The 21868-nt window shown below is 66.7% G+C and carries 26 protein-coding genes and 1 riboswitch; of the genes, 15 read left to right on the top strand and 11 right to left on the bottom strand.

Features of this window, described 5'->3' with window-relative positions; translation table 11 throughout:
* The first annotated feature begins 58 nt into the window (after positions 1 to 58).
* On the top strand, positions 59 to 1279 hold the full coding sequence (locus BKA23_RS02435; protein WP_211841573.1) for a Gfo/Idh/MocA family protein: 1221 nt from the start codon (positions 59 to 61) through the stop codon (positions 1277 to 1279).
* Here the strand turns inward: BKA23_RS02435 and BKA23_RS02430 are convergent.
* Positions 1257 to 2708, bottom strand: a complete 1452-nt coding sequence (locus BKA23_RS02430; RefSeq protein WP_145225154.1) for a cobyric acid synthase — start codon at positions 2706 to 2708, stop codon at positions 1257 to 1259. The genes BKA23_RS02435 and BKA23_RS02430 overlap by 23 nt on opposite strands.
* A gap of 69 nt (positions 2709 to 2777) precedes the next feature.
* Between BKA23_RS02430 and BKA23_RS02425 the strand changes: the two genes are divergently transcribed.
* A complete protein-coding gene (locus BKA23_RS02425; RefSeq protein WP_145225152.1) occupies positions 2778 to 3311 on the top strand; it encodes a hypothetical protein in 534 nt (177 codons plus the stop codon).
* A 136-nt stretch (positions 3312 to 3447) separates the two neighbouring features.
* Here the strand turns inward: BKA23_RS02425 and rpsN are convergent, their stop codons facing one another.
* Genes rpsN through rpmB form a run of 3 tightly spaced genes read right to left on the bottom strand, consistent with a single transcriptional unit; the run spans position 3448 to position 4156 of the window.
* Positions 3448 to 3750 carry a 30S ribosomal protein S14 gene (rpsN, locus tag BKA23_RS02420; RefSeq protein WP_145225150.1) on the bottom strand — a complete coding sequence of 101 codons (303 nt, stop codon included), beginning with the start codon at positions 3748 to 3750 and terminating at the stop codon, positions 3448 to 3450.
* Complete coding sequence (gene rpmG, locus BKA23_RS02415; protein WP_145225148.1) at positions 3750 to 3920, bottom strand: 50S ribosomal protein L33; 171 nt, start codon at positions 3918 to 3920, stop codon at positions 3750 to 3752. Before rpmG ends, rpsN begins: the two co-directional genes overlap by 1 nt.
* A complete protein-coding gene (rpmB, locus tag BKA23_RS02410) occupies positions 3920 to 4156 on the bottom strand; it encodes a 50S ribosomal protein L28 (RefSeq protein ID WP_145225146.1) in 237 nt (78 codons plus the stop codon). Before rpmB ends, rpmG begins: the two co-directional genes overlap by 1 nt.
* 53 nt (positions 4157 to 4209) lie before the next feature.
* On the opposite strand from rpmB, the gene BKA23_RS02405 reads away from it, so the two are divergent.
* From BKA23_RS02405 to BKA23_RS02370, 8 genes are all read left to right on the top strand, one after another.
* Positions 4210 to 4467: a type B 50S ribosomal protein L31 gene (locus tag BKA23_RS02405; RefSeq protein WP_145225144.1), complete on the top strand. Its 258-nt coding sequence runs from the start codon at positions 4210 to 4212 to the stop codon at positions 4465 to 4467.
* Positions 4464 to 5567, top strand: coding sequence for a GTP-binding protein (locus BKA23_RS02400; protein WP_145225142.1), 1104 nt, complete (start codon positions 4464 to 4466; stop codon positions 5565 to 5567). Before BKA23_RS02405 ends, BKA23_RS02400 begins: the two co-directional genes overlap by 4 nt.
* Positions 5568 to 5605: 38 nt before the next feature.
* Positions 5606 to 5788 (top strand): 50S ribosomal protein L32, encoded by a 183-nt coding sequence (gene rpmF / locus BKA23_RS02395; RefSeq protein ID WP_145225140.1) that lies wholly within the window; start codon positions 5606 to 5608, stop codon positions 5786 to 5788.
* On the top strand, positions 5785 to 5907 hold the full coding sequence (gene ykgO / locus BKA23_RS02390) for a type B 50S ribosomal protein L36 (RefSeq protein WP_145225138.1): 123 nt from the start codon (positions 5785 to 5787) through the stop codon (positions 5905 to 5907). Before rpmF ends, ykgO begins: the two co-directional genes overlap by 4 nt.
* A 470-nt stretch (positions 5908 to 6377) precedes the next feature.
* Positions 6378 to 7835: a phytoene desaturase family protein gene (locus BKA23_RS02385; RefSeq protein ID WP_211841572.1), complete on the top strand. Its 1458-nt coding sequence runs from the start codon at positions 6378 to 6380 to the stop codon at positions 7833 to 7835.
* A gap of 137 nt (positions 7836 to 7972) precedes the next feature.
* Entirely contained in the window at positions 7973 to 8884 is a 912-nt protein-coding gene (locus BKA23_RS02380; RefSeq protein WP_145228114.1) for an ATP-binding cassette domain-containing protein, read from the top strand.
* Positions 8884 to 9720: an ABC transporter permease subunit gene (locus BKA23_RS02375; RefSeq protein WP_145225136.1), complete on the top strand. Its 837-nt coding sequence runs from the start codon at positions 8884 to 8886 to the stop codon at positions 9718 to 9720. The genes BKA23_RS02380 and BKA23_RS02375 overlap by 1 nt, the downstream gene beginning before the upstream one ends.
* Positions 9721 to 9768: 48 nt before the next feature.
* Positions 9769 to 10581, top strand: coding sequence for a COG4705 family protein (locus BKA23_RS02370; RefSeq protein WP_145225134.1), 813 nt, complete (start codon positions 9769 to 9771; stop codon positions 10579 to 10581).
* Positions 10582 to 10698: 117 nt separating this feature from the next.
* On the opposite strand, the gene BKA23_RS02365 is transcribed toward BKA23_RS02370, so the two are convergent.
* Positions 10699 to 11001: an ABC transporter permease gene (locus tag BKA23_RS02365; RefSeq protein ID WP_145225132.1), complete on the bottom strand. Its 303-nt coding sequence runs from the start codon at positions 10999 to 11001 to the stop codon at positions 10699 to 10701.
* 296 nt (positions 11002 to 11297) lie between these two features.
* On the opposite strand from BKA23_RS02365, the gene BKA23_RS02360 reads away from it, so the two are divergent.
* The gene (locus tag BKA23_RS02360) at positions 11298 to 12491 is read left to right on the top strand and encodes a sensor histidine kinase (protein ID WP_145225131.1); all 1194 of its coding nucleotides are present in this window, start codon (positions 11298 to 11300) and stop codon (positions 12489 to 12491) included.
* Complete coding sequence (locus BKA23_RS02355) at positions 12484 to 13149, top strand: response regulator (protein ID WP_145225129.1); 666 nt, start codon at positions 12484 to 12486, stop codon at positions 13147 to 13149. The genes BKA23_RS02360 and BKA23_RS02355 overlap by 8 nt, the downstream gene beginning before the upstream one ends.
* A 175-nt stretch (positions 13150 to 13324) precedes the next feature.
* Here the strand turns inward: BKA23_RS02355 and BKA23_RS02350 are convergent, their stop codons facing one another.
* Together BKA23_RS02350 and BKA23_RS02345 are read right to left on the bottom strand one after the other, a co-directional pair.
* On the bottom strand, positions 13325 to 13591 hold the full coding sequence (locus BKA23_RS02350; RefSeq protein ID WP_145225127.1) for a DUF6295 family protein: 267 nt from the start codon (positions 13589 to 13591) through the stop codon (positions 13325 to 13327).
* A 2-nt stretch (positions 13592 to 13593) separates the two neighbouring features.
* The gene (locus BKA23_RS02345) at positions 13594 to 14337 is read right to left on the bottom strand and encodes a dienelactone hydrolase family protein (RefSeq protein ID WP_145225126.1); all 744 of its coding nucleotides are present in this window, start codon (positions 14335 to 14337) and stop codon (positions 13594 to 13596) included.
* Positions 14338 to 14374: 37 nt separating this feature from the next.
* Here BKA23_RS02345 and BKA23_RS02340 point away from each other — a divergent pair, with 37 nt between their 5' ends.
* Complete coding sequence (locus BKA23_RS02340) at positions 14375 to 14911, top strand: hypothetical protein (protein ID WP_211841571.1); 537 nt, start codon at positions 14375 to 14377, stop codon at positions 14909 to 14911.
* A 150-nt stretch (positions 14912 to 15061) separates the two neighbouring features.
* Positions 15062 to 16849, top strand: a complete 1788-nt coding sequence (locus BKA23_RS02335; protein WP_145225124.1) for an HNH endonuclease signature motif containing protein — start codon at positions 15062 to 15064, stop codon at positions 16847 to 16849.
* Positions 16850 to 17076: 227 nt separating this feature from the next.
* On the opposite strand, the gene BKA23_RS02330 is transcribed toward BKA23_RS02335, so the two are convergent.
* From BKA23_RS02330 to pdxH, 4 genes are all read right to left on the bottom strand, one after another.
* A complete protein-coding gene (locus BKA23_RS02330) occupies positions 17077 to 17511 on the bottom strand; it encodes a DUF6918 family protein (RefSeq protein WP_145225122.1) in 435 nt (144 codons plus the stop codon).
* A 132-nt stretch (positions 17512 to 17643) separates the two neighbouring features.
* Entirely contained in the window at positions 17644 to 18318 is a 675-nt protein-coding gene (locus tag BKA23_RS02325; protein WP_170226335.1) for a C40 family peptidase, read from the bottom strand.
* A gap of 58 nt (positions 18319 to 18376) precedes the next feature.
* Positions 18377 to 18548, bottom strand: a riboswitch (cyclic di-AMP (ydaO/yuaA leader).
* A 164-nt stretch (positions 18549 to 18712) separates the two neighbouring features.
* A complete protein-coding gene (locus tag BKA23_RS02320) occupies positions 18713 to 19402 on the bottom strand; it encodes an iron-dependent transcriptional repressor DtxR (RefSeq protein ID WP_145225118.1) in 690 nt (229 codons plus the stop codon).
* 614 nt (positions 19403 to 20016) lie between these two features.
* The gene (gene pdxH, locus BKA23_RS02315; protein ID WP_246104412.1) at positions 20017 to 20697 is read right to left on the bottom strand and encodes a pyridoxamine 5'-phosphate oxidase; all 681 of its coding nucleotides are present in this window, start codon (positions 20695 to 20697) and stop codon (positions 20017 to 20019) included.
* Between the two features lie 34 nt (positions 20698 to 20731).
* On the opposite strand from pdxH, the gene serC reads away from it, so the two are divergent.
* Positions 20732 to 21862, top strand: a complete 1131-nt coding sequence (gene serC / locus BKA23_RS02310) for a phosphoserine transaminase (protein ID WP_145225115.1) — start codon at positions 20732 to 20734, stop codon at positions 21860 to 21862.
* Positions 21863 to 21868: the final 6 nt, after the last annotated feature.

Genomic DNA, 21868 nt, shown 5'->3' with positions numbered 1-21868 from the left:
GGAATGTGATGCGCCATACACGGACCCGCGACACCGCCATACCGACCCGGAGGTTCCTATGAACTCAGCCACCACGCACCCGCTCCAGGACTCAGCGCAGACCGAAAACCAAGTGTTCACAGTGGCGCTCATAGGAGTCGGCGCGCGGGCCGGCCTGGCGCAGCATGTCACCGCGGCGGGTGGGCGTGTTGTCGCCGCGGTCGATCCCGACCCGTCGACCCGGTCCGCACTCGATGACCTGTTCGGCGCAGACGTGCCGCTGCTGCCTGATATTGACACCCTTCTGGGTGACCATCCTGGGCTGCACGGTGCCATCGTCACCAGCCCCGACGACACCCATGCCGACGTCACGATCGCACTCCTGCGGGCGGGGATCCCGGTCTATCTGGAAAAGCCACTCGCCATCACCCTCGAGGACTGTGACCGCGTGCTTCGCGTCGCCTATGAAACCGGCACCCGGCTGTATGTCGGCCACAACATGCGTCACATGCACGTCGTGCGGCTGATGAAGCAGATCATCGACCGCGGCGAGATCGGCGAGGTGAAGGCGATCTGGTGCCGCCACTTCGTCGGGTCCGGCGGCGACTATTACTTCAAGGATTGGCACGCTGATCGCTCTCGTTCGACAAGCCTGTTGCTGCAGAAGGGCGCTCACGACATCGACGTCATGCACTGGCTTGCCGATTCGGCGACGCGGGAGGTCACCGGTGTCGGCGACCTTGCCGTCTACGGTCAGGTCACCGACCGACGCGACAACAGCGACCGGCGGATGCGCGACTGGTATTCCACCGACAACTGGCCGCCGCTGCGCCAACGCGAACTCAACCCGGTCATCGATGTCGAGGACATCTCGATGCTCACCGGGCGGATGGATTCCGGCGTGCTGATGAGCTACCAGCAGTGCCATTTCACGCCCGACTACTGGCGCAATTACACGGTCATCGGCACCGAGGGCCGGCTCGAGAACTTCGGTGACGGCGAAGGTGGCGAGGTGCGAGTGTGGAACAAACGGTCCGGCTTCCTGGAGCGCGGCCATGTGCAATACCCGATCGTCGGAGACGCCGGCGGCCACGGCGATGCCGACCAGCTGACCGTGGCGGAGTTCGTCGACTTCGCGCGCACCGGCAGTCCGACTGCCACGTCGCCGTTGTCCGCCCGTGACGCCGTCGCGGCAGGGATTGCCGGCACGGAATCGATCCGCAACGGCAGCAGACCGGTGCGCGTGCCCGTCGTGGATGACGACGTGCGGGCCTACTTCACGGCCGGCCAGACCCGCTGACCTGAGCGAGGCGCAGCAGCAGGTCGAGGTCGAGGTGCCGCTCCATCGCATCGGCGATCGTCTCGATCATCGCCCGACGTCGTGCATCGAAGTCGGGTGCAGTCGCATCGACCTGCCACGTGCTCCCTGTTCGGCGAGCGACGTCAGCGAGGAAAAGCCTTCGGAATGCGTCACATTCGAAGATCCCGTGCCAGATCGTGCCGTCCACCGCACCCCGTCGAACGCCACCGGGAAAGGACCCGTCGTCATCGACGCGACCGTGGTGGATCTCGTAGCCGTGCACCTCGGTGCCGCGCCATACAGCACTGGGTCGGCCCAGCACCTTGTCGGGAGTGAAATGGACGGTGCCAGGAAGTATGCCGAGCCCGCGCACGTGCCCGTCGCCACTTTCGACCGGATCATCGATGGCTTCCACCAGCATCTGATAGCCGCCGCAGATGCCGAGCACGGGCAAGCCACGCGCGGCGCGTTCTGTCACCACCGAATCCAGCCCCCGCGAGCGCAGCCAACTCAGATCGGCAACCGTCGCACGTGACCCAGGGAGCACCAGCAGATCCGCGTCCCTGCACACCTGCGCGTCGGTCGTGACCCGCACGCTGACACCGGGCTCCGCGGCAAGCGCGTCGACATCGGTGGCATTCGAGGTGCGCGGCAGACGTATGACGGCGATCCGCAACGACGCCTCGAGATCGTGCTCGCGCCACCCGCCGACGGCAAGGGTGTCCTCCGAGTCGATCCAGACCTCCTCAAGCCATGGGAGAACGCCCGCGAAGGGCACGCCGGTGCGCTCGGTCACCATGTCGAGGCCAGGCTGCAGGATCGCCTCATCACCGCGAAACTTGTTGATGATGAAGGCTTTCAGCAGGTCGCGGTCCTGCTGATCATCCAGCAGCGCCCACGTGCCGTAGAGCGCTGCGAGGATCCCGCCACGGTCGATGTCTCCCACGACCGCCACCGGCAGCCCGAAGCGCCGCGCCAGTCCCAGGTTCACGAAGTCGCCGGCGCGCAGGTTGATCTCGGTCGGTGATCCCGCGCCCTCGGCGACGACGAGGTCGACCGAGGCGGCGAGTTCGTCATACGCCTCGAACGCCGTGTCTCGCAGAAGCCTTCTGTCCGTTGCGTATTCGCCCGCGTGCAGCTCGCCCGCAGGCTGACCGCGCAGCACCACATGCGCACGCCGGTCACTGCCCGGCTTCAACAGCACCGGGTTGTGCAAGGTGCACGGCTCGACTCCGGCCGCGAGCGCCTGCAGGTATTGCGCCCGGCCGATCTCGCCACCGTCGGCGCACACCATCGAGTTGTTGGACATGTTCTGGGCCTTGAACGGCGCCACGCGCACACCTCGGCGCGACCACGCACGCACCAGACCGGTCGTCACCAATGACTTGCCGGCGTCGGAGCCGGTCCCAGCGATCAGTAGTCCCGGCATGGCCCTGGAGCCTAACGTCAGCGCATCGCCCCGCGCCTGAGACGAGCCCTGAACTCTTACGATGGCGACATGCCGAACGACAGGTATGACGCAGCTTCCGAGCCGACCGACGGTGGATCCGGCGACGACGACTTCCTCTCGTCCTGGGGCTCACGCGACGAGGACGGGCGCGGTCAGTACGACGACGACTACGACCCCACGGCATACGACGCCGTCGATGACGAGGTCGACGAGCAGCGCTCGTCGTCGGGAGGGTTACTCGCAGGACTGCTGCTCGGCGCCGGTGGCGCCGCGCTCTGTGCGATCGCGATCTACGTCATCGCCGGCCAGTCCGGATCATCCGGCAGCTCCGGCCAGCAGGTCGCGACCTACACCACCACGGTGTCCGCGCCGGCAAACACACAGACCAGCACGCAGACGACGACCGAGACCCAGCAGGCCCAGACCGTCACCACCACGGCGCCGCAGGCCACGGTGACACGGACAGCTGCTCCCGCGCCTGTCGCGACGACGACAGTCACGGCGACCACGATCCAGCGGGTGACCGAGTCTCCGGTGACCAGGACCGACACTGTCACCGTCACCGCGCCGCCAGCTCCCTGACCGAAAGCACGCTGCCCGAAAGCACGCTGCCCGAAAGCACGCTGTCCGAAGGCGCCTACCGGCACGCCCCTGCGAGGAGACGCTGCGCCGCAAGCGGCCCGCGGCATACAGCCCGGTGCACCAGATCGGCGCGCTGTCACCAACTGGACTTGGTGACTCCTGGAAGCTCGCCGTTCAGTGCCATCTGCCGGAATCGCACACGCGACAGCCCGAAAGCGCGCAGGTGACCGCGCGGGCGCCCGTCGGCGACATCGCGATTGCGCAACCTGGTGGGCGACGCGTCGCGCGGCAATGTCGCCAATGCTGCCCGGGCAGCAGCCCGCTCTCTCTCGGTCGCGCCCACTCGCGCTGTCTCCTTCAGCGCCGACCGGCGCTCGGCATACCGCGCCACCGTCGCTTCACGCTGCGCCTGCTTGGCGATCATGCTCTTCTTCGCCATCAGCGGGTCTCCTTGAATTGGACGTGGCGGCGCACGACGGGGTCGTAGCGCCGCAGGACGAGCCGGTCGGGATTGTTGCGTCGCGACTTCTCGCTGACATAGCGGTAGCCCGTGCCGGCGGTGGACTCAAGGGTGATCTTGGGCCGCAGATCCTTGCTCTTGCCGGCCATCAGATCTGCTCCCCGCGAGCCAGCATCTGCTGCACGACTGCGTCGATGCCGCGCTTGTCGATCGTGCGGATTCCACGCGGACTGACGGTCAACGTGACGCGGCGGCCGAGGGTGGGCACCCAGTAGGTCTTGCGCTGCACGTTGACGTTGAAACGTCTCTTGGTGCGCCGATGCGAGTGCGAGATCGCATGACCGAAGCCCGGCGTGGCTCCGGTCACCTGGCAGTGACGGGACATCGAAACTCCTATGTATAGTGAGAACCGTTCTCATCAAACTATCGCGAGGAACCGTGAAACCCGAAATCCACCCCCGCTACGAGCCCGTCGCCTATCGCGACCGCTCGACCGGCAACGTCTTCATCACCCGCTCGACGCTGATCCCCGACGAAACCATCGAGGTCGACGGCCGCACCTACCCGGTGATCAACGTCGACGTCAGCAGCGCCAGCCACCCGTTCTGGACGGGCCGGCAACGCGAACTGGATTCCGAAGGCCGGATCGAGCGGTTCCGTCGTCGTTACGGCCGCGAAGCAGGAGCCGACGTATGACGGCGCCCACTCTCATCCTCACCGGCATCGATCCGATGACAGTCGAATCTGCAACAGCATCACTGCAATTCGACCTTCCGACGGCGGTCGTCGTCGCGCATCGGATCGATCGAAACACCAATGCGCTGCTACGGACGGTGAGCGACATCAGCGGCGTGCTTGAAACCGAGCGCATCGACCTCGATCACGCCTGCCCGAGTTGTGCGGTGCGGGAAGACATCATCCCCACGCTCTCCCGACTGTCGGAGGTCGACCGTTGGGGCGCGATCATCGCGCAGTTGCCGATCGGGGCATCTGCCCTGCAGGTGTGCCGCGTCTGCGCCTACGAGAGCAGCTCCGAGCAGTTCGGCGGCACGGCCGTCAGCGACGGTATCCGCATCGGCGGGGTGTTGACCGTGGTCGACGGCGAGTCCGCCTTGCGCGATCTCACGACGGGCGACACCTTGGAGGACCGCAGCCTGCCGACCTTCCGTGGCGACAATCGCGGGGTGGCCGAGACGCTTGCCGCTTTGGTCGAGTATGCCGATGCCATCACGGTTTTGGGCGACATCGACCCGGCCGGCGCCGACCTGATCGATGCCCTTCGCCGCCCGACGTCCCGACTCACTCGCGACTGGAACGGTCTCGACAGCGCGACTCTCACGGGCGGCATCCATGCGCATGTCCTGGCCGAGGACTGGGTCGCCGAGGTGCGCCGGGGACAGCTTCCGCTGCCGCAGACTCCGCACGTGTGGACGCTCGAGCTCAGTTCGGACCGGCCGCTGGACCCGGGCAGGTTCGCCGCCGCAATGGAGCAGCTGTGCTGCGGCACCCACCGGATCCGCGGCTGCTTCTGGCTTCCCACCAGGGCCGACACGGTGTGCGTGATGGACGGCGCCGCGGGGCAGGTCAGCATCGGTGCGCACGGGCCTTGGCACGGGCGGCCCTTGAACCGGCTCGTGGCGACCGGCATCCGCGAGGGCTCGGACGCCGGCGCGCTGCGTGCCGCATTCGAGCAATGCCGGCTCACCGACAGCGAACTCGCGCAACACGGCACCCACTGGCTCAGCCTGCACGACGGCCTCGAGCCCTGGCTCGGCGCCATACATGACCTGGTCTGAGCACCAAAACCCCACGATCCCAGAAGGATTCAACCGTCATGGCAGTTCCCAAGCGCAAGACCTCCCGCAGCAACACCCGGCACCGGCGAGCGGCCTGGAAGACCACGCCCATCCAACTGGTGCCGGCCACGACTTCGTCGGGCGAGGACGTCCTCGTGCCGCGCAGGTTGGTGCGCGCGGTGCAACGCGGGCTGGTCGACATCAGCGGAGGCTCACGATGAAGGTGCGCAACTCGCTTCGCTCACTGAAGAACCAGCCGGGTTCACAGATCGTGCGCCGCCGCGGAAAGACCTACGTCATCAACAAGCAGAACCCGCGCTTGAAGGCCCGTCAGGGCTGACCCATCCGACAGCGCTGGTGTGCTCGACAGAGCTGTTGTGCTCGACAGCGCTGGCGTCTTGCGCGGCCCACTGTCACGCAACTGCCCGAAACACGCACGAGTGGCACGCAATCGCCCCAGTTGGCGACGACAAGGGCACCCCCGTGCCACTCACCCCGCGGCAGGACACCCCCGTGCCACTCGCCCCGCGGCAGGGCAATCCCGTGCCACTCGAACCACCGCACATCCGCGCGGTCGGCCACAGTCACGCAACTGCCCGAAACACCCGCGAGTGGCACGCAATCGCCCCAATTGGCGACGACAAGGGCACCCCCGTGCCACTCACCCGACGACACGGGCACCCCCGTGCCACTCGCCCGACGCCAATGGCACCCCCGTGCCACTCGAACCACCGCAGGACCATGCTTCGCTCCCCGGAAGGCGCCAGCAACCGACTCGGCGCGAATGGACCGCCGGTTAGCCTGGCTGACATGCCCGCTGAGGTCGCCGTCGTCGGTTCGGGCCCAAACGGTCTGGCCGCCGCCGTCACCATGGCTCGCGCCGGCCTGAGTGTCGATGTCTTCGAGCGAAATGACTGGGTCGGCGGCGGCGCAAGCACTCGCGAGATCACCCTGCCCGGGTTCCGCCACGACCTGGCCTCGGCGGTCCACCCGATGGCGCTCGCTTCCCCGTTCTTCCAGCAGTTCGAACTGAGCCGGCGTATCCGCCTACTCGTGCCCGAGGTGTCCTTCGCCCACCCGCTGCCGGACGGTCGGGTGGGCGTCGGACACCGCGACCTGCAATCGGCGGCTGACGCGATGGGTGCCGACGGCCCGGCATACGAGCGCCTGATGCGACCGCTCGTCGACCGCATCGGCCAGCTGACGACGCTGACCTCCGGTGCCCTTCTGCAACGACCGGTGCACCCCACTGCCGCAGCTTTCTTCGGCGCCCGGACACTCGAACAGGGTTGCGCTGTATGGCGATCGCGCTTCTCGGACGAAGTCGCACCCGCGATGCTGACCGGTTGTGCCGCTCACACCATCGGCCGACATCCCTCCCTGACGACCGCCGCCGCCGGCCTGCTGTTGACCGCTCATGCGCACGCCGCGGGTTGGCCGGTCCCGGAGGGTGGATCCCAGGCGATCAGTGACGCCCTCGCGACCGACCTGGGCACGTATGGCGGAGCCATACACACCGGCATCGGCATCACCTCGGCGGCGCAACTGAAGACCTATCGGACAGTGCTCTTCGATGTGTCAACGAAGGCGCTGGCCGCGCTGGGTGGCGATCGGTTCTCGACGCGGTACCAGTGCGCGCTGCGACAGTTGCACCACGGCAACGGCGTCTGCAAAGTCGACTACGCCCTCGACGGTCCGGTCCCGTGGACGTCAGCGGCCCTGCGAAACACCCCGACGATTCATCTCGGCGGAACGCGCGATCAGATCGCTGCAAGCGAATGCGCCGTGGCCCGAGGCAAACTCAGCGATCAGCCATACGTGCTCGTCGTACAACCAGGTGTTGTCGACACAACCCGTGCGCCCGCGGGCAAGGCCACCCTCTGGGCCTACACACATGTGCCGTTCGGATCTCCGCTGGACCGATCCGAGGCGATGACGGCGATGATCGAACGCCTGGCACCAGGCTTCCGCGACCTGATCCTGGCGCAAACCTCAACGACCGCAAGCGATTTCGCTACTGTCAGTGACAACTTCGCCGGCGGTGACTTCGCTGTCGGTGCCGTCACGCTTCGACAACTGTTGCGTCGACCGGTGCTGTCACCAACACCGTGGCGCACTCCGGTCGACGGGTGGTATCTCGCGTCGTCCGCCGCCTCGCCCGGCCCATCCGTCCACGGCCTCGCCGGCTGGCACGCGGCATCGACCGCGCTGCGCGATCAATACCAGCTGCCGCCACCAGATCTCGGCCTCGAACCGGCGCCCGCCTGAGCTGACCACCCGCTCGACGCTCAGCACAGTCACGTCATCCCCATGACTGATCCGCCTGATCATTCCGGCGGCGGACGCGGCAGGACCCAGCCGCGTCATACGTTCGCTGGTATGACCACGAGCAGATGGCAGCGGCGATGATCGAGGCGCGCGGGTTGAGCAAGCACTACGGCGAGCGAGCCGCGGTGACAGACCTCACGTTCACCGTCCAACCCGGCGTCGTGACCGGCTTTCTGGGGCCCAACGGCGCCGGCAAGTCGACGACGATGCGGATGCTGCTCGGCCTGGATCGGCCCAGCGCCGGCACTGCCTTGATCAACGGCGTCTCCTACACAGATCTGCAGGCGCCCCTGTGCGAGGTCGGCGCCCTGCTGGAGGCTCGCGCGATCCACACCGGTCGCTCCGCCCGCAACCACCTGCTGGCGATGGCCACCACCAACGGCATCCCCGCCCGCCGGGTGGATGAAGTACTGGACATCGTCGGACTCACCGACGTCGCCCGCAAACGCGCCGGCGGATTCTCCCTCGGCATGGGTCAACGACTCGGCATCGCCAACGCGTTGCTGGGCGACCCGCACACCCTGCTGCTGGACGAGCCCGTCAACGGACTGGACCCGGAGGGGATCCTGTGGATCCGCACCCTGCTGCGGCAGCTGGCTGCTGAGGGTCGTGCAGTCTTCGTCTCGTCACACTTGATGAGCGAAATGGCATTGATGGCAACGCATCTGGTGGTCATCGGCCAAGGCCGACTCATCGCCGAGACCACCGTCGAGGAGTTGGTCAGCGCAGCTGCCGATGAGCATGTCCTGGTTCGAACCGAGGACGTGCCACGGTTGCGAGCCCGTCTCACCGGCCCCGGTATCACCCTCACCAGCGACGCCCCTGACGAGCTTGTCGTGCAGGGCCTGACCAGCCGTGACATCGGTGCCGCCGCCGCCGAGCTCGGCGTCATACTCACCGAACTCACACCCCAGAAGGCCTCGCTGGAGGAAGCATTCATGAAACTCACCGCCGACAGCGTGGAGTACGACGCACGAGGAGTGGCGTGATGACGCAGGCGGCAACGATCGACACCACCGACGTCGCTCCGACCCGCGCCGGTGGCGACGCGAAGGTCACGCTGGGCCGCGTCACCGCCGGCGAATGGGTGAAATTCCGCTCGCTGCGCTCCACCTGGTACGCACTGATCGGCGGACTGGCCGTGGCGGTGGCTCTGGGCTATCTGTTCTCACTGCTGCGAGCCACCCACGCCGGCACCGGCCCACACGCATTCGGCGTCGAGGACCCGATCCGGGTCAGCATGCGCGGGCTGATGCTGGCACAACTGCCGATCGGTGTCCTCGGAGTGCTGTTCATCACCGGTGAATACGCCACCGGGATGATCCGGGCGTCCCTGTCGGCAGCGCCGGGCCGGTGGAACGTGCTGGTCGGCAAGTCGATCGTGCTGACGGTCATCACCTTCGTGCTCGGCACGATCACCTGCCTGGCAGCATTCCTGCTCGGACAGGCAGCGTTGAACACCCACCACTACGGGGTGTCCCTCGGCGCGACCGGGTCCTGGCGCGCGATCATCGGCGGCGGCATCTACCTGACGCTCGTCGCACTGCTGGGCCTGGGATGCGGGTTCCTGATCCGCAGCACCGGCGGCGCGATCGCCACCCTCTTCGGACTCTTGCTCGTGCTGCCACTGCTGGGCGAAGCACTCCCGACCTCGTGGGCCGACCACATCAACCAGTACCTGCCGATGAACGCCGGAACCCAGATCCTCGGCACCTTGCAAGACCCGCACAACCTCGCGCCATGGGTCGGCACCGGTGTCTTCGCTCTCTGGACCGCAGCAGCCCTGATCGGCGGAGTCACCCTGCTGATGCGTCGCGACGCCTGAATCATCAGCTGAATCCGACCATTTGCCAATACTTTTCACGAGGAACGTATGACGCACAACACCGCCACCAGCTCTGACGGACTGCGGCCTGTCGTGGCCAAGGTCCCGCAGATCACCGCGCTGTTCTGGGTGATCAAGCTGTTGACCACCGGTATGGGCGAGGCCTGCTCGGACTGGTTGGGCTCGATCAGCGTCGTTCTCGCAGCGGTCGTGGGAGTGTTCGGACTCGTCGGCGTGCTGTTCCTGCAATTGCGCACTCCCGTCTACCGGCCGCAGTTGTACTGGGCGACCGTGTCGATGGTCGCGGTGTTCGGCACGATGGCCGCCGACGGCCTGCACATCGCCGTCGGTCTGCCCTACCCGGCCACCACCACCCTGTATGTGCTCGCGGTGGCGGCGATCTTCACCGGCTGGTATCGCAGTGAGCACACCCTGTCGATCCACTCCATCACGACACCGAAGCGCGAAAAGTTCTACTGGGCAACAGTTCTGGCGACGTTCGCGCTTGGCACGGCCGCGGGTGACATGTCCGCGTCCACCATGCACCTGGGGTACTTTCCGTCAGCGGTCCTGTTCGGCGTCCTCATCCTGGTGCCCTTGATCGGATGGCGCCTCCTGAAGCTCAACTCGGTCGTCGCTTTCTGGGTCGCGTACGTGCTCACCCGCCCGCTCGGTGCATCGCTGGCCGACTGGTTGTCCAAGCCGCAGGGCCTTGACATCGGCGACGGGACGGTCACCCTCGTGCTGGTCATGGTGATCGTGGCGATCGTCGCCTACGTGACCGCCACGAACAGCGAGCCGGCAGACGACCTCGCGGTCACTCCGGCTGGGGCGATCGCCGATCGAGGCGCGCCCGAATGAATGCCTGAACGGTCAGCAGGACTGCGCCAGCCTGGACTCCCAGCAACGTGACCAGCACCATTGCCCACACCGTCAACGCCGATGTCACACGCCGTCCCGCGGTCAATCCGGCGATGATCAGCACGCCGCACAAAAGACCACGGTCGCCGGCCACGAACGCAGCACCGCAGTGATGACAAGACCGACACCTCCCAGTTGCACAACGGCGCGTGCTGCCGCGCTCACCTGGTCCCGACCGCCGCCAAGACGTCCGAAACGCACCACCAGGCACGCCACGATCGCAGCCACCACCACGTGCCCACCCTCCAGGACCACGTCGCCGGCGCCCGAAATCTGGGTGATCGACGAACTCTGGGCGTGCACGACAGCGACTCTCACCACGACCTGCCTGCTCGACGCCTGGGTTGACCGCCACACCATAGCCACCTCGCACCATTCGCACGCCAGGCGTGAATCGTCACCCGCACGGACGATCGAGGCCTCCGCCTCACGGCCGATGCGTCAGCGCCGCCGCGCCCGTAGCGTGAGAGTCACGACCGTGTGCGCCCGCTTCGTCGATGCCGCAGGAAGGACCACCAATGCCGACTGTGCGCGCCGAGCGCCCTACACAGGTGGCGACCGCACACCACGCACCCGGTCGCACACAACGATCACGGCGCGCATCGTCGGGCTGTCCCGTGTTGCGTCCTGACGCCTGACCTCTGAGCATTGCGGATATGAATTCGTTCGAGACCTACCTGCGCCGGCACGCCGGTTGGCTCGACGCCGCCCTTGTCGCCGTGCTTGCGGTGGCATCGATACCGTGGACGTTGCACGATCACCGGCCGCATCGGGTCGCGATGATCGCGGTCGCGGTCCTCCTGCCGGTTCCACTGTTATGGCGCCGGCGCTGGCCGTTCGAGACCTTCCTCGCCATGTGCGTCGTCGCCTTCGTGCAGTGGGTCTTCCTGCTGCCGGTGTTCTCCGACGCCGCACTGCTGATCGGCTTGTTCACCATCAGCGTCCGGGAGACGCGTCAGCGGATCATCGTCGCCGCCGTCATCCTCGAGGTCGGCGTCATCCTCGCGGTCTGGAAGGACGCGCGCCCCAATCCGAACTGGCTGATCGCCCTGATCATGTTGTCCGGACTGGTGGTCGCCGCTGCGGCGACCGGCCGCAACGTCCGGATGCGGGCAGAGCAGTTACGCGAGTTCGAAAACCGTGCACTACGGCTCGAGTTCGAGCGCGACCAGCAGGCACAACTCGCCGCGGCCGCCGAACGCACCCGCATCGCCCGCGAACTGCACGACATCGTCGCGCACAACCTCGCAGTCATGATCAGCCTCATCGACGGCGGCCGTCTGGGCATGGATCACAACCCTGACCAGGCGCGCACCGCACTGACCGAGGCAGGGACGGTCGGCCGACGCGCGATGGCGGATCTGCGGCAGGTGCTCGGCGTACTTCGCGGACAGCAGGACGACCCCGAACGCTCGCCCGCGCCGACGATCGCCGACCTCGACAGCCTTGTCGCATCTGCCCGCGACACCGGTCTGCGGATCAGCGTCCGTATGCACGGCGACCTGCATGACCTTCCGGATCCGTTGCAGCTCAGCGTTTTTCGCATCGTCCAGGAGTCACTTACCAATGTCGTCAAGCACGCCACCGGAGCGACGTCGGTCACCGTCGACATCTCGATGACGTCCACCTCCGTCGAGATCGACGTCACCGACGACGGCACGCCGACGTCGATCGAGCCGCATGCTGTCGGCCACGGGTTGTCGGGCATCAGAGAACGGGCGGCCATGTTTCACGGCACCGCGGACGCAGGTGCCGTGGCCACCGGCTGGCGCGTGCACGCGCGCCTGACCCGTCCCGCACGAAGCGTCGAAGCACCCATTCACGTCAGTGCAGGAGCCACCCATGAGTGACGTTCGCGTCCTTCTCGTCGATGACCAACCGTTGCTGCGCATGGGTTTTCGTCTCGCACTGGAGTCGCAGGCCGAACTCGTGGTCGTCGGAGAAGCGGGCAACGGCCGCGAAGCCGTCGCGTTGAGCGGCGAACTGCGCCCCGACGTCGTCGTGATGGATGTTCGTATGCCGGTGCTCGACGGCATCGCGGCGACTGGCGAGATCGTGAACGCACATCCCGACGTCAGGATCCTGATCCTGACAACCTTCGATCTCGACGAATACGCCTTCGCCGGATTACGCGCCGGCGCAAGCGGATTCCTGCTCAAGGATGTCCCACCGGAGGATCTTGTCTCCGCGATCCGCACCATCGCCCGTGGCGACGCGGTCGTGGCTCCGCGCGTGACGCGCCGCCTTCTGGAGGAGTTCTCCGGTCGGCTCCCGGTCGACGGCGATCTCGCCCCCGCGCACACCGTCGACGATCTCACCGAGCGCGAGACCGAGGTGTTGCGCGAGCTTGCCACCGGCGCGACCAACGCCGAGATCGCCGCCCACCTGTTCCTCGCCGAGGCCACCGTCAAGACCCATGTCAGCCGCATCCTGATGAAGCTGGGCCTGCGCGATCGGGTGCAGGCCGTCATCTTCGCCTACGAGTCCCGACTGGTCGAACCGTCCTGACACGTCGACAGATTCGGCAACAGCGGCATCAGGCATCACCGCTTGCGCCGCCACGACTGGTTCTCGATCCAGCGCCCGCCGGAGTCGCACCGCTCCCGACGATCGCCAACTCGCTCGCCGGAGGTGCGCCGCGGATGAATCGCATCCGCCGCGCGGCCTCCGACATACGGGCCGGTCAGACCTTGAGTTCCTCCGGCACGGCAGCGAGTGCCTGCTGGATCGAGTCGACCAGCCGGCGCGCCGACTCAGCGGTGAGCTCGAGCGCGATCCGCTGACCAGGCCCGCGGGACGGGTCGGCCAGGTCGACGTTGAGGGTGTGCTCGGCCATGGCGTGCACCGGATGGTCGAAGTAGGTCGTCACGTCGCTGACGTGAAACCACTTGCCTTCCGGGCCTTTTGCGCTGCCGTTGACCTCGGTCTTGATCGTCGTGTACGTGCACATGCTCAGGCCCCCAGGTGGGTCGCGAAGAAGGTTTCGATGCGCTCCCAACCGTCATTGGCTGCGGCGACGTTGTAGGACGGACGGTCAACCGCAAAGAACGCGTGACCGGCGTCGTCATACGAAAAGAACTCGTGCTGCTTGTGATTCGCAGTCAGGATCTCGTCGAGCTCGGCGACAGCCTCCTGCGAGGGGAACTTGTCGTTCTTGCCGAACAACCCGAGCAGCGGCGATCGCAGCTGGGGTAGCAGCGGCACCAGGTTGGTGACCTTCAGCGGGAAGTCCGACGAGGGCGTGCCGGTGACGAACGCGCCATAACAGTCGACAGCAGCGTCCAGATCGAGATGGCACGCTGCGAGCACGGACTGACGACCACCGGAGCAGTATCCGATCACGCCGACCTTGCCGTTCGACGTGGGCAGTGCTCGCAGGTATGCCGCAGCACCCGCGACATCGCCCACGAGGCGTTCATCCGGCACGCCGCCATTGGACCGCACCATGGCGGCCGCATCGGCCGGGTCGGCACCGGGCGCCTCGCGGAAATACAGGTTGGGGCAGATCGCGTCATACCCGAGCTCGGCGAAGCGGCGGACGATCTCCTTGCTCGCCCGGTCATACCCCGGCAGGTGGTGTATGACGACGACTCCGCCGCGGGAACCCTCCTCCTCAGGCTGAGCCAGATATCCCTCGACCGGGTCACCTCCTGCGCCCTCGAATTGGATGGTGGTCGCTGTCAGAGAATCGCTCATGTCCTACTCGTATCAAACGCGTCTGAGCGGTCGCATCATGTCCAGCGTTCTTTCGGCGACGGCGGCCACGATGACCGACATGACGACGGCGCACGCACAGACCTACACCGGCTCGAACCCCCTTCGCCGACTGCGCGCGGCCTGGAAGCATGACCTCGGCCATGACGAGCGCGCCGCCATCCTCGCTTGGGCCTCGTTCACGCTGACGTTCACAGGTACCCGTGCGCTCACCCACTGGATCAAGGACGGCCACGGTCCCAAGAGCGGCGGAATGTCGTTGGGCGGCAAGCACTTCCATCACTACAACCTCGGCATCGCGATGCTCTCCGCCCTCGGAGCGGCCTCCCTGAAGTATGAGGAACGCCTCGCGCACACCCCGCTCAAACCGCTGGCGTATGGCGCTGCCAACGCGCTCATCGCCGACGAGGCGGCGCTGCTGTTGGATCTGCAGGACGTCTACTGGGCCAAGGACGGGCGCAAGAGTGTCGACATCGCGATCGGCACCATCGGTTTCGGTGGCGCCGGCATCGCGCTGGTGCCACTGATCAAGCATTCGAACGAGCGCCGCGCGTAGCAGATGGCGCGACCACGTTCTGGTCGCTGCGATCCGGGCGGGCCCGAGGTGAGTGCGCTCATACCGTGTCCGAGACATGCCCGGTCTTGTGGGCTTACCCGGCGAATCGATTTGGCTTGCGTCTCGACTCGAACGTATGTACGATGAAGTATGTCGATCACACCACTGCTGGCCGAGTCGGTGGTGGAGTCTGCCTCCAGTTCGGAGTTGCTGGAAGCGGCGGGTGTGTTGATGGTGCGGGCGTTCGAGGTGATCTGCGGTGATGCTCCCGGGTTGACCCGGGACGAACTCTTGGCGCAGGTCGAGGCCGTGCAGCGGGTCGCGAATTCGGTGGATGGTGCCCGGGTGGTGCGGATGGCGCAGGTCGCTTCGATCGAAGACGTCACCGACCTGACCGGTGAGACCGAGGGTCCACCGGTGACGTCGTGGGTGCGGCACCAGTTGGGATGGACCAACGAATGGGTCTCCTCCGAGATCGGGGCCCTGCTGGCCTGGGGTCCACGCCAAGCCGATACCCGCCTGGACCAAGCCCTGGACGCGGTCACCCTGACACCGAGACTGTTGCGGGAAGTCGGGGCTGGCCGGTTAGCGGCGGAGAAGATGCACAAGGTCACCGCCGGGTTGGGGTCCGCACCCACGGACGTGGCGGCAGCAGTCGAATCAGCACTCTTAGACCAAGGCATTGGTGGGTTGACCACCACGCAGATTGCCAGGCGGGTCCCGAGGATCCTGGCCGACCTCGACCCGACCGCAGCAGAAACCTCCGGTACGAAGACGAGGGAGCGTGAGGTTGGAGTGTCCTGTCGCGCTAGTCATGTGCCGGGGTTGAGTGAGATCAAGGTCGTGCTGGACTCCGCCCAAGCAGCGCGGATCATGTCCGCAGTCGAGCAACTGGCCCGGCAACTACACCAGGACGCGGTGAAGGTGATCAGCCTGCCGCAATGCCGTGTCGACGCCCTGGTGGACCTGGTGTTGCAAAACGCACACATCGACACCCACCTCACCTTCCACATCCCCGTCCTGACCGGCGCCTACCCCGACACCACCGGCACCGCTGGCGTGGCTGGTGACGCTGGAGTCAGTGATGCTGGATCCGGTGCTGGCGTGTTCGGTGATGGTGCGGATACTGCACGGGCACAGGTCGCGGCATTGTGTGACCGGTTGTTCCCCGACCCGCACACCATGGGCTGGACCCAGGTCGTCCGTACCGAGAACAACCCACCACCGGATGAAGAGTGGAACCTTGATGGCGAGGGATGGTCCCCGTGCGGGTGGCCAGAACCACCCGACGACGTCTTCGATGATGATCCTGACCATGAAATCGACTGGGACACCGCCCTGGCACACCTGGTCGACTCGCTACCCGACCCACCACTGGACGGCGTCTTCACCGCCGACCCGCACTTCGGTGACTACCCCGACATTGGTGCCCCGACCAACCCGGTCACTGTGCCCGACACGGCCAACCTGGTCGCACCATCACGGCACGTCATGCCGTCGGCGTCAGCGCCGGCAATAGCGGGGGCGGGTCCGGTGATCGTGCCGGGCGTCGGCACGATCCTGCCCTCCCACGTCCACGCGTTGACCAGCACGCTGGGAGTGTCCCTGGCACGCACACTCCTGGACGCGACCACCGGTGTGCTGGTCCAAGCAACCTCCACCAAGTACCGCCCCACCGCCGGCATTGCCCGATTCGTCAAAGACCGTGACCAGCACTGCCGGTTCCCCGGCTGCACCCAACCCGCCACCTACTGCGACGCCGACCACGTCACCCCCTGGCCGGCAGGCGCTACGACCCCGGCGAACCTGCAATCCCTGTGCCGCCACCACCACCGCGTCAAACACCAAACCCGGTGGCAGGTCACCATGACCACCGACGGCGTCTGCACCTGGACCAGCCCCAGCGGACGCAACTACCTCACCCAACCCGCCGACTGAAACGTCTCCCGACCCGCCGGCAGTGGCAAAGGTGCGCCGCGCTGGTTGGTTCGACGCCCCTGACCGGCGATCACCAGCAACTCGCCCGACGACGGCCGGGGCGGTCAGCAGGAACCCTTCGAAACATCACGCCGTTACTCGCCCGTCAATCTGCGCAGGATCCTCTGCATGCACGCAAGCCCCGCCAGGACCTGATCCGTGGCGGGGCTCGCGTGCATCGCAGCGGCTCAGCCGGCGTACCGCTGGAAGGTCGCGCCCAGTCGCGGCAACGCCGCCTTGACGTTTTCGTGGGCCTTGCCGCGCACGCTTCCATAGGCCTTCTGCAGCGGCGCGCGGTCAGTCGCAGCCGCACGACGGTCAGTCACGGCGAGCAGCGCATCCGCCACCTCGTCGCCGCGACCCGCCAGATAGGCACCGAAGTCGCCAGCCCCACCGAAGTCGACCCAGAACGGGTCGAGCGCAACGGCGAAATCTGGCAGCATCCGGTCGGTTGCGGTCTCTGCGATGGTGGGACTGACCTTCCGAACCGCCGCGTAGGCACCTTTGATCGCCATACCGCCCAGCCCCTTCTTGTCCTTCACCTCGGCATCGACGACGCCCACCAGATCGGCGACGAGGTGAGGGCGACGCGCGGGGTCGAGCACAGTCTCAGAGAGTGTCACGAACGAGTCCTTGTCTGCGGGGTGTATGCCGGTGGCATTCGGGTCGAGCGCCACCACGTGAACGACCACGCTCCGCAACCGGGAGTTCCGGCCGCGGAGCGTGGTCGTGGAAAAGCGTTAAAGCGTCTCGGCTCAGAAGCGGCCGTAGGCCACGGGAGTCGTGTAGATCGACTGGATCTGCACGACGGTGCCCGGGCGCGGAGCGGCGATCATCATGCCGTTACCGATGTAGATACCGACGTGGTAGGCGTACGAGCCGCTGCCGAAGAACACCAAGTCGCCTGGCTGCGGGGTGCTCACCAGGGTCGCAGCGTCCATCTGGGCGGTGGCGGTGCGGGGAATGGAGATGCCGGCCTGCGCATACACGTACTGGGTCAGACCCGAGCAGTCGAAACCGGACGGGCTTTCGCCACCGTAGACGTACGGCGTGCCGAGGTACCGCTCAGCGATCGCGACGATGCCGGTCGCGGCCGGGAGCGTCTGCTTCGGGTTGGTCTGCACAGGACTCTGGTAACCGGACCCGCTGGTCAAGGAGACCGTGCTCACCGATGAGGTGCGGGGGCGCACCTGGGCTGTCTGCACGACGAGCGACTTGGCCTTGACGTTCGCGCTCAGCTGCGGGTCAGCCTTGACGATCTCGGCCAAGAGCTGACGCGCCTGGGTGGCCTGGGGCACGGAGTGAGCTGCGGGAGCCGCCGTGATCGTGGCGACTCCGTCAGCGGCCTGAGCGGCCTGCGGGGCGGCGATGGATGCGACGAGACCACCGGTCACAGCAACGGCTGCGGAGACGCGAGCTGTGGAGTTCAAGGTGGTCGAAAGCTTGCTCGGGGCGCGGTGACGACCGCGGGGGGCAATGACGGACAACGAGATACCTCTCCGGCGCCTACGAGGTGAGCTGTCGGGCTCGGGAGGAGAATTCCCGGTCTCGGCACAGCAATCCCCGTGATGCTGCGTCGCGACTTAGCCCCAAGGACGACCACTGGCCGCCCGGTGTTGGGTCCCCCGCTCCTGCCTTGCGGATTTCGCACTCCCGGAACGGCTGGCAGGACTCGGCGTTGCCCTCCGGGGGCTCTCCGGTCGGAGAGCCAGGGTCAAAGGTACACAACTCGATCGCGAATGTCACAGCGAGGTCACGAAACCCTCAGGAAATTGGAAGGAAGGCCCCAAGAACGCCGCGATTCCGGGGATCCAGACGTTCCCGTCAGTCCGCTTCGACGAAGACATGCGACGCGACATCCCGCGGCAGCGAGACGCCGTGGCCGCTGCGCGCGGTCACGATGACGCGATCGCGCTCGGCATACGCACTCACAGCCACACCAGGAGCGATGCCCCCGCTGGACAGCAGGATGATGGCGTCCGCATCCGCCTGGGCAGGTTCGCCGATGCGACGGACGATGAACTCCTGAGCCTCGCCGGTCAGCGCCTCGGTGATCGGCCGGACCCCGTCGCGGAACTTCTCCATCGTCTCGGCTTCGCCCAACTCCTCCAGCCCCGGGATGGGGTTCCCGTACGGCGACAGGTGGTGCTCGGTGAGCAGATCCAGGATCTTGCGCTCGACACGCTCGCTCATCACGTGCTCCCACCGGCATGCCTCGTCGTGAGCAAACTCGAGCTCGACGCCGATCACATCGACCAGCAGCCGCTCGGCGAGCCGGTGCTTGCGCATGACGCGGATCGCCAATTGCCGACCCTTGTCGCTGAGTTCCAGATGCCGATCCCCCGCCAGAGTCAGCAAGCCGTCGCGCTCCATCCGCGCCACGGTCTGCGAAACCGTCGGACCGGAATGGCCGAGACGCTCGGCAATGCGGGCGCGGAGGGCCGGGATGCCCTCTTCCTCCAGGTCGAAGATCGTGCGGAGGTACATCTCGGTGGTATCGATAAGCTCGCTCACAAAAGGTAAGCCTGCCACTTCGGGCCGACAGCACACCATCCAGCAGAACCCACAGGTCATTTCCGGGCACAGGGGGAATGTCCGGTTCGCGCCGGTCGTTGCACGGTCAGACGCTGCGAACCCCTCCCCCTGTGTACGCAGCGTCTCGAACCTTCGCTTGCGAAGGGGTGAGCAGGCCTTTGTGCCAGCTCGGAACGGTCGGCGCATGTCCCCTTAGGCGCCGGCCGTTTCTCATCTCGTGACGCCACCGACCTGATGTGTATGTCGCAGGCCGTCTCCCGGCATGCGGCCCCGCTCGACGCGACCCGCCCCAAAAACCGTTGCACACGCGCGCACGGAGTTTTAGCGTGGACGCACACGAGAAAGGAGGTGGTCCAACAGTGAGTTCATATTGGACGCGTGAGGTGGTTGCGCGCTAGCGCGACCTCGCAGTTCGTCGGCGACCACCTCCGGTGGACCGACGTAGCGGACGTTCGGTAGCTACTCCAACGCAGCCACCGCGGCCCGTGGGCGCGCGACTCGTCCATCGCGCACCCGGCCTCTCAGGCCGGAGCCCACGGGCTGTCCCCTGCCCACCCGGCGTGTATGCCGACCGCCTCAGGCCCAGCGGTGGCTCAGGGCTGGCGACGCTCGATGCGCCATACCGAACCGTCGGCGAGATCCCCTGCCGCGGTCCGGACGAACACCAGCCGGTCGTGCAGCCTGCTGGCCCGCCCGGCCCAGAACTCCACCTCGTCGCACTCGATGCGATAGCCGCCCCAGAAGTCCGGCAGCGGCACGTCGTCCGGCCGGTCGTGGTCCGGAAATGTCTGTTCGTATGCCGCGACCGACGACTCCAGAGCGCTGCGATCCGGCGCGCTCTGCGACTGGTGCGAGGCCCACGCCCCGACGCGCGAGCCGTACGGGCGCGACTGGAAGTACTCGGTCACGATGCCACGGTCGAGGCGCACGGCACGCCCGGTAAATCGGATCGCACGAAACATCGGCGGCCAGGTCAGCGCCGCAGCGATCTGCGGATTCGCTTGCAGGTCAAGGCCTTTGCGACTTCCGAAGTTGGTGTAGAAGCCGGGGCCGTCAGCCTCGAGGTAGCGCATGAGGACGGTGCGGACATGCGGCTGACCGTCGGCGTCCGCGGTCGCGACCGAGATGGCATCCGGCTCCGGCACGTCGCCCTCGGCATCCTGCCGGCGGCGGGCATCGGTGACCCACCGCTCGATCACCGGCCACGGCGCAGTCGGCAGCGCCGACTCGTCCAGGCCGTCTCCGTCGTAGTCCCAGCGCTTGATCGGTTCCACGGCTTCGACGCTACCGCTGGCAGACTTGACCACTGTGACTGACCAGATCACCATCCCCGGATCACTCAAACCGGCCGACGGCAGATTCGGGTCCGGTCCGAGCAAGGTCCGACCGGAGCAACTGGCCGGCCTGCAGGACATCGGCCGGACCGTGATCGGAACCTCCCACCGTCAAGCACCGGTGAAAACCCTTGTCGCGCAGGTCCTTTCGGACCTTGGCACGCTGTTCGCGCTTCCCGACGGGTATGAATTCGTCGTGGGCATGGGCGGATCGAACGCCTTCTGGGACGCTGCGGCCTTCAGCGTGATCCGCGACCGGGCAGCCTTCGGCGTGTGCGGCGAGTTCGGCGGCAAGTTCGCCTCCGTCGTGCGGCGAGCACCGTTCCTCGGCGAGCCGGTTGTCATCGAGGCTGCGGCTGGCACCGTGCCGAGCCTGCACGCGGTCGACGGCGCCGACACCTATGGCTACGCCCAGAACGAAACCTCGACCGGCGCAATGACGTCGGTGAAGCGAATCGCCGGTGTCGACCCGGATGCGCTGATGTTGGTCGACGCGACCTCCGCCGCTGCCGGCCTGCCGGTCGACCTGCGCGAGAGCGACATCTACTACTTCGCCCCGCAGAAGGGCCTCGCCTCCGACGGTGGTCTGTGGTTCGCCGCCATGTCGCCGGCGGCACTCGAGCGCATCGCGTCGGTGACCAACACCCGGTGGATCCCGGATGTGCTGAATCTGCAGATCTGCGTGGACAATTCGCGCCTGAACCAGACCTACAACACTCCTGCCGTGGTCACGCTGGCATTGCTGGCCGACCAACTGCAATGGCTGCTGGCGAACGGTGGCCTGGACTGGGCGGTCGCCCGGACACTCGACAGCAGTTCGCGACTGTATGCATGGGCGGAGCGATCGACATACGTGACGCCCTTCGTGCCGGATCCGGCGCACCGGTCACAGGTGGTCGGCACCGTCGACTTCACCGGCTGCGACGCGGCCGCCATCGCAAAAGTGTTGCGCGCCAACGGAATCGTCGATGTGGAGCCCTATCGCAAGCTCGGCCGCAACCAGCTACGCGTGGGCATGTATCCCGCCGTCGAGCCTGACGACGTCGAAGCGCTCACCGCCTGCATCGACTACGTGGCCGAGCGGCTGAACCACAACGGTGATTAACTCAGG

The organism is Rudaeicoccus suwonensis (assembly GCF_007829035.1).
Taxonomy (GTDB): domain Bacteria; phylum Actinomycetota; class Actinomycetes; order Actinomycetales; family Dermatophilaceae; genus Rudaeicoccus; species Rudaeicoccus suwonensis.
This window is presented reverse-complemented; position numbering and strand designations above follow the sequence as displayed.

Coding starts and splice junctions, on each gene's coding strand:
- BKA23_RS02435 (WP_211841573.1), top strand. CDS start 59: ATGAACTCAGCCACCACGCACCCGCTCCAGGACTCAGCGCAGACCGAA.
- BKA23_RS02430 (WP_145225154.1), bottom strand. CDS start 2,708: ATGCCGGGACTACTGATCGCTGGGACCGGCTCCGACGCCGGCAAGTCA.
- BKA23_RS02425 (WP_145225152.1), top strand. CDS start 2,778: ATGCCGAACGACAGGTATGACGCAGCTTCCGAGCCGACCGACGGTGGA.
- rpsN (WP_145225150.1), bottom strand. CDS start 3,750: ATGGCGAAGAAGAGCATGATCGCCAAGCAGGCGCAGCGTGAAGCGACG.
- rpmG (WP_145225148.1), bottom strand. CDS start 3,920: ATGGCCGGCAAGAGCAAGGATCTGCGGCCCAAGATCACCCTTGAGTCC.
- rpmB (WP_145225146.1), bottom strand. CDS start 4,156: ATGTCCCGTCACTGCCAGGTGACCGGAGCCACGCCGGGCTTCGGTCAT.
- BKA23_RS02400 (WP_145225142.1), top strand. CDS start 4,464: ATGACGGCGCCCACTCTCATCCTCACCGGCATCGATCCGATGACAGTC.
- rpmF (WP_145225140.1), top strand. CDS start 5,606: ATGGCAGTTCCCAAGCGCAAGACCTCCCGCAGCAACACCCGGCACCGG.
- ykgO (WP_145225138.1), top strand. CDS start 5,785: ATGAAGGTGCGCAACTCGCTTCGCTCACTGAAGAACCAGCCGGGTTCA.
- BKA23_RS02385 (WP_211841572.1), top strand. CDS start 6,378: ATGCCCGCTGAGGTCGCCGTCGTCGGTTCGGGCCCAAACGGTCTGGCC.
- BKA23_RS02380 (WP_145228114.1), top strand. CDS start 7,973: ATGATCGAGGCGCGCGGGTTGAGCAAGCACTACGGCGAGCGAGCCGCG.
- BKA23_RS02375 (WP_145225136.1), top strand. CDS start 8,884: ATGACGCAGGCGGCAACGATCGACACCACCGACGTCGCTCCGACCCGC.
- BKA23_RS02370 (WP_145225134.1), top strand. CDS start 9,769: ATGACGCACAACACCGCCACCAGCTCTGACGGACTGCGGCCTGTCGTG.
- BKA23_RS02365 (WP_145225132.1), bottom strand. CDS start 11,001: ATGGTGTGGCGGTCAACCCAGGCGTCGAGCAGGCAGGTCGTGGTGAGA.
- BKA23_RS02360 (WP_145225131.1), top strand. CDS start 11,298: ATGAATTCGTTCGAGACCTACCTGCGCCGGCACGCCGGTTGGCTCGAC.
- BKA23_RS02355 (WP_145225129.1), top strand. CDS start 12,484: ATGAGTGACGTTCGCGTCCTTCTCGTCGATGACCAACCGTTGCTGCGC.
- BKA23_RS02350 (WP_145225127.1), bottom strand. CDS start 13,591: ATGTGCACGTACACGACGATCAAGACCGAGGTCAACGGCAGCGCAAAA.
- BKA23_RS02345 (WP_145225126.1), bottom strand. CDS start 14,337: ATGAGCGATTCTCTGACAGCGACCACCATCCAATTCGAGGGCGCAGGA.
- BKA23_RS02340 (WP_211841571.1), top strand. CDS start 14,375: ATGTCCAGCGTTCTTTCGGCGACGGCGGCCACGATGACCGACATGACG.
- BKA23_RS02335 (WP_145225124.1), top strand. CDS start 15,062: ATGTCGATCACACCACTGCTGGCCGAGTCGGTGGTGGAGTCTGCCTCC.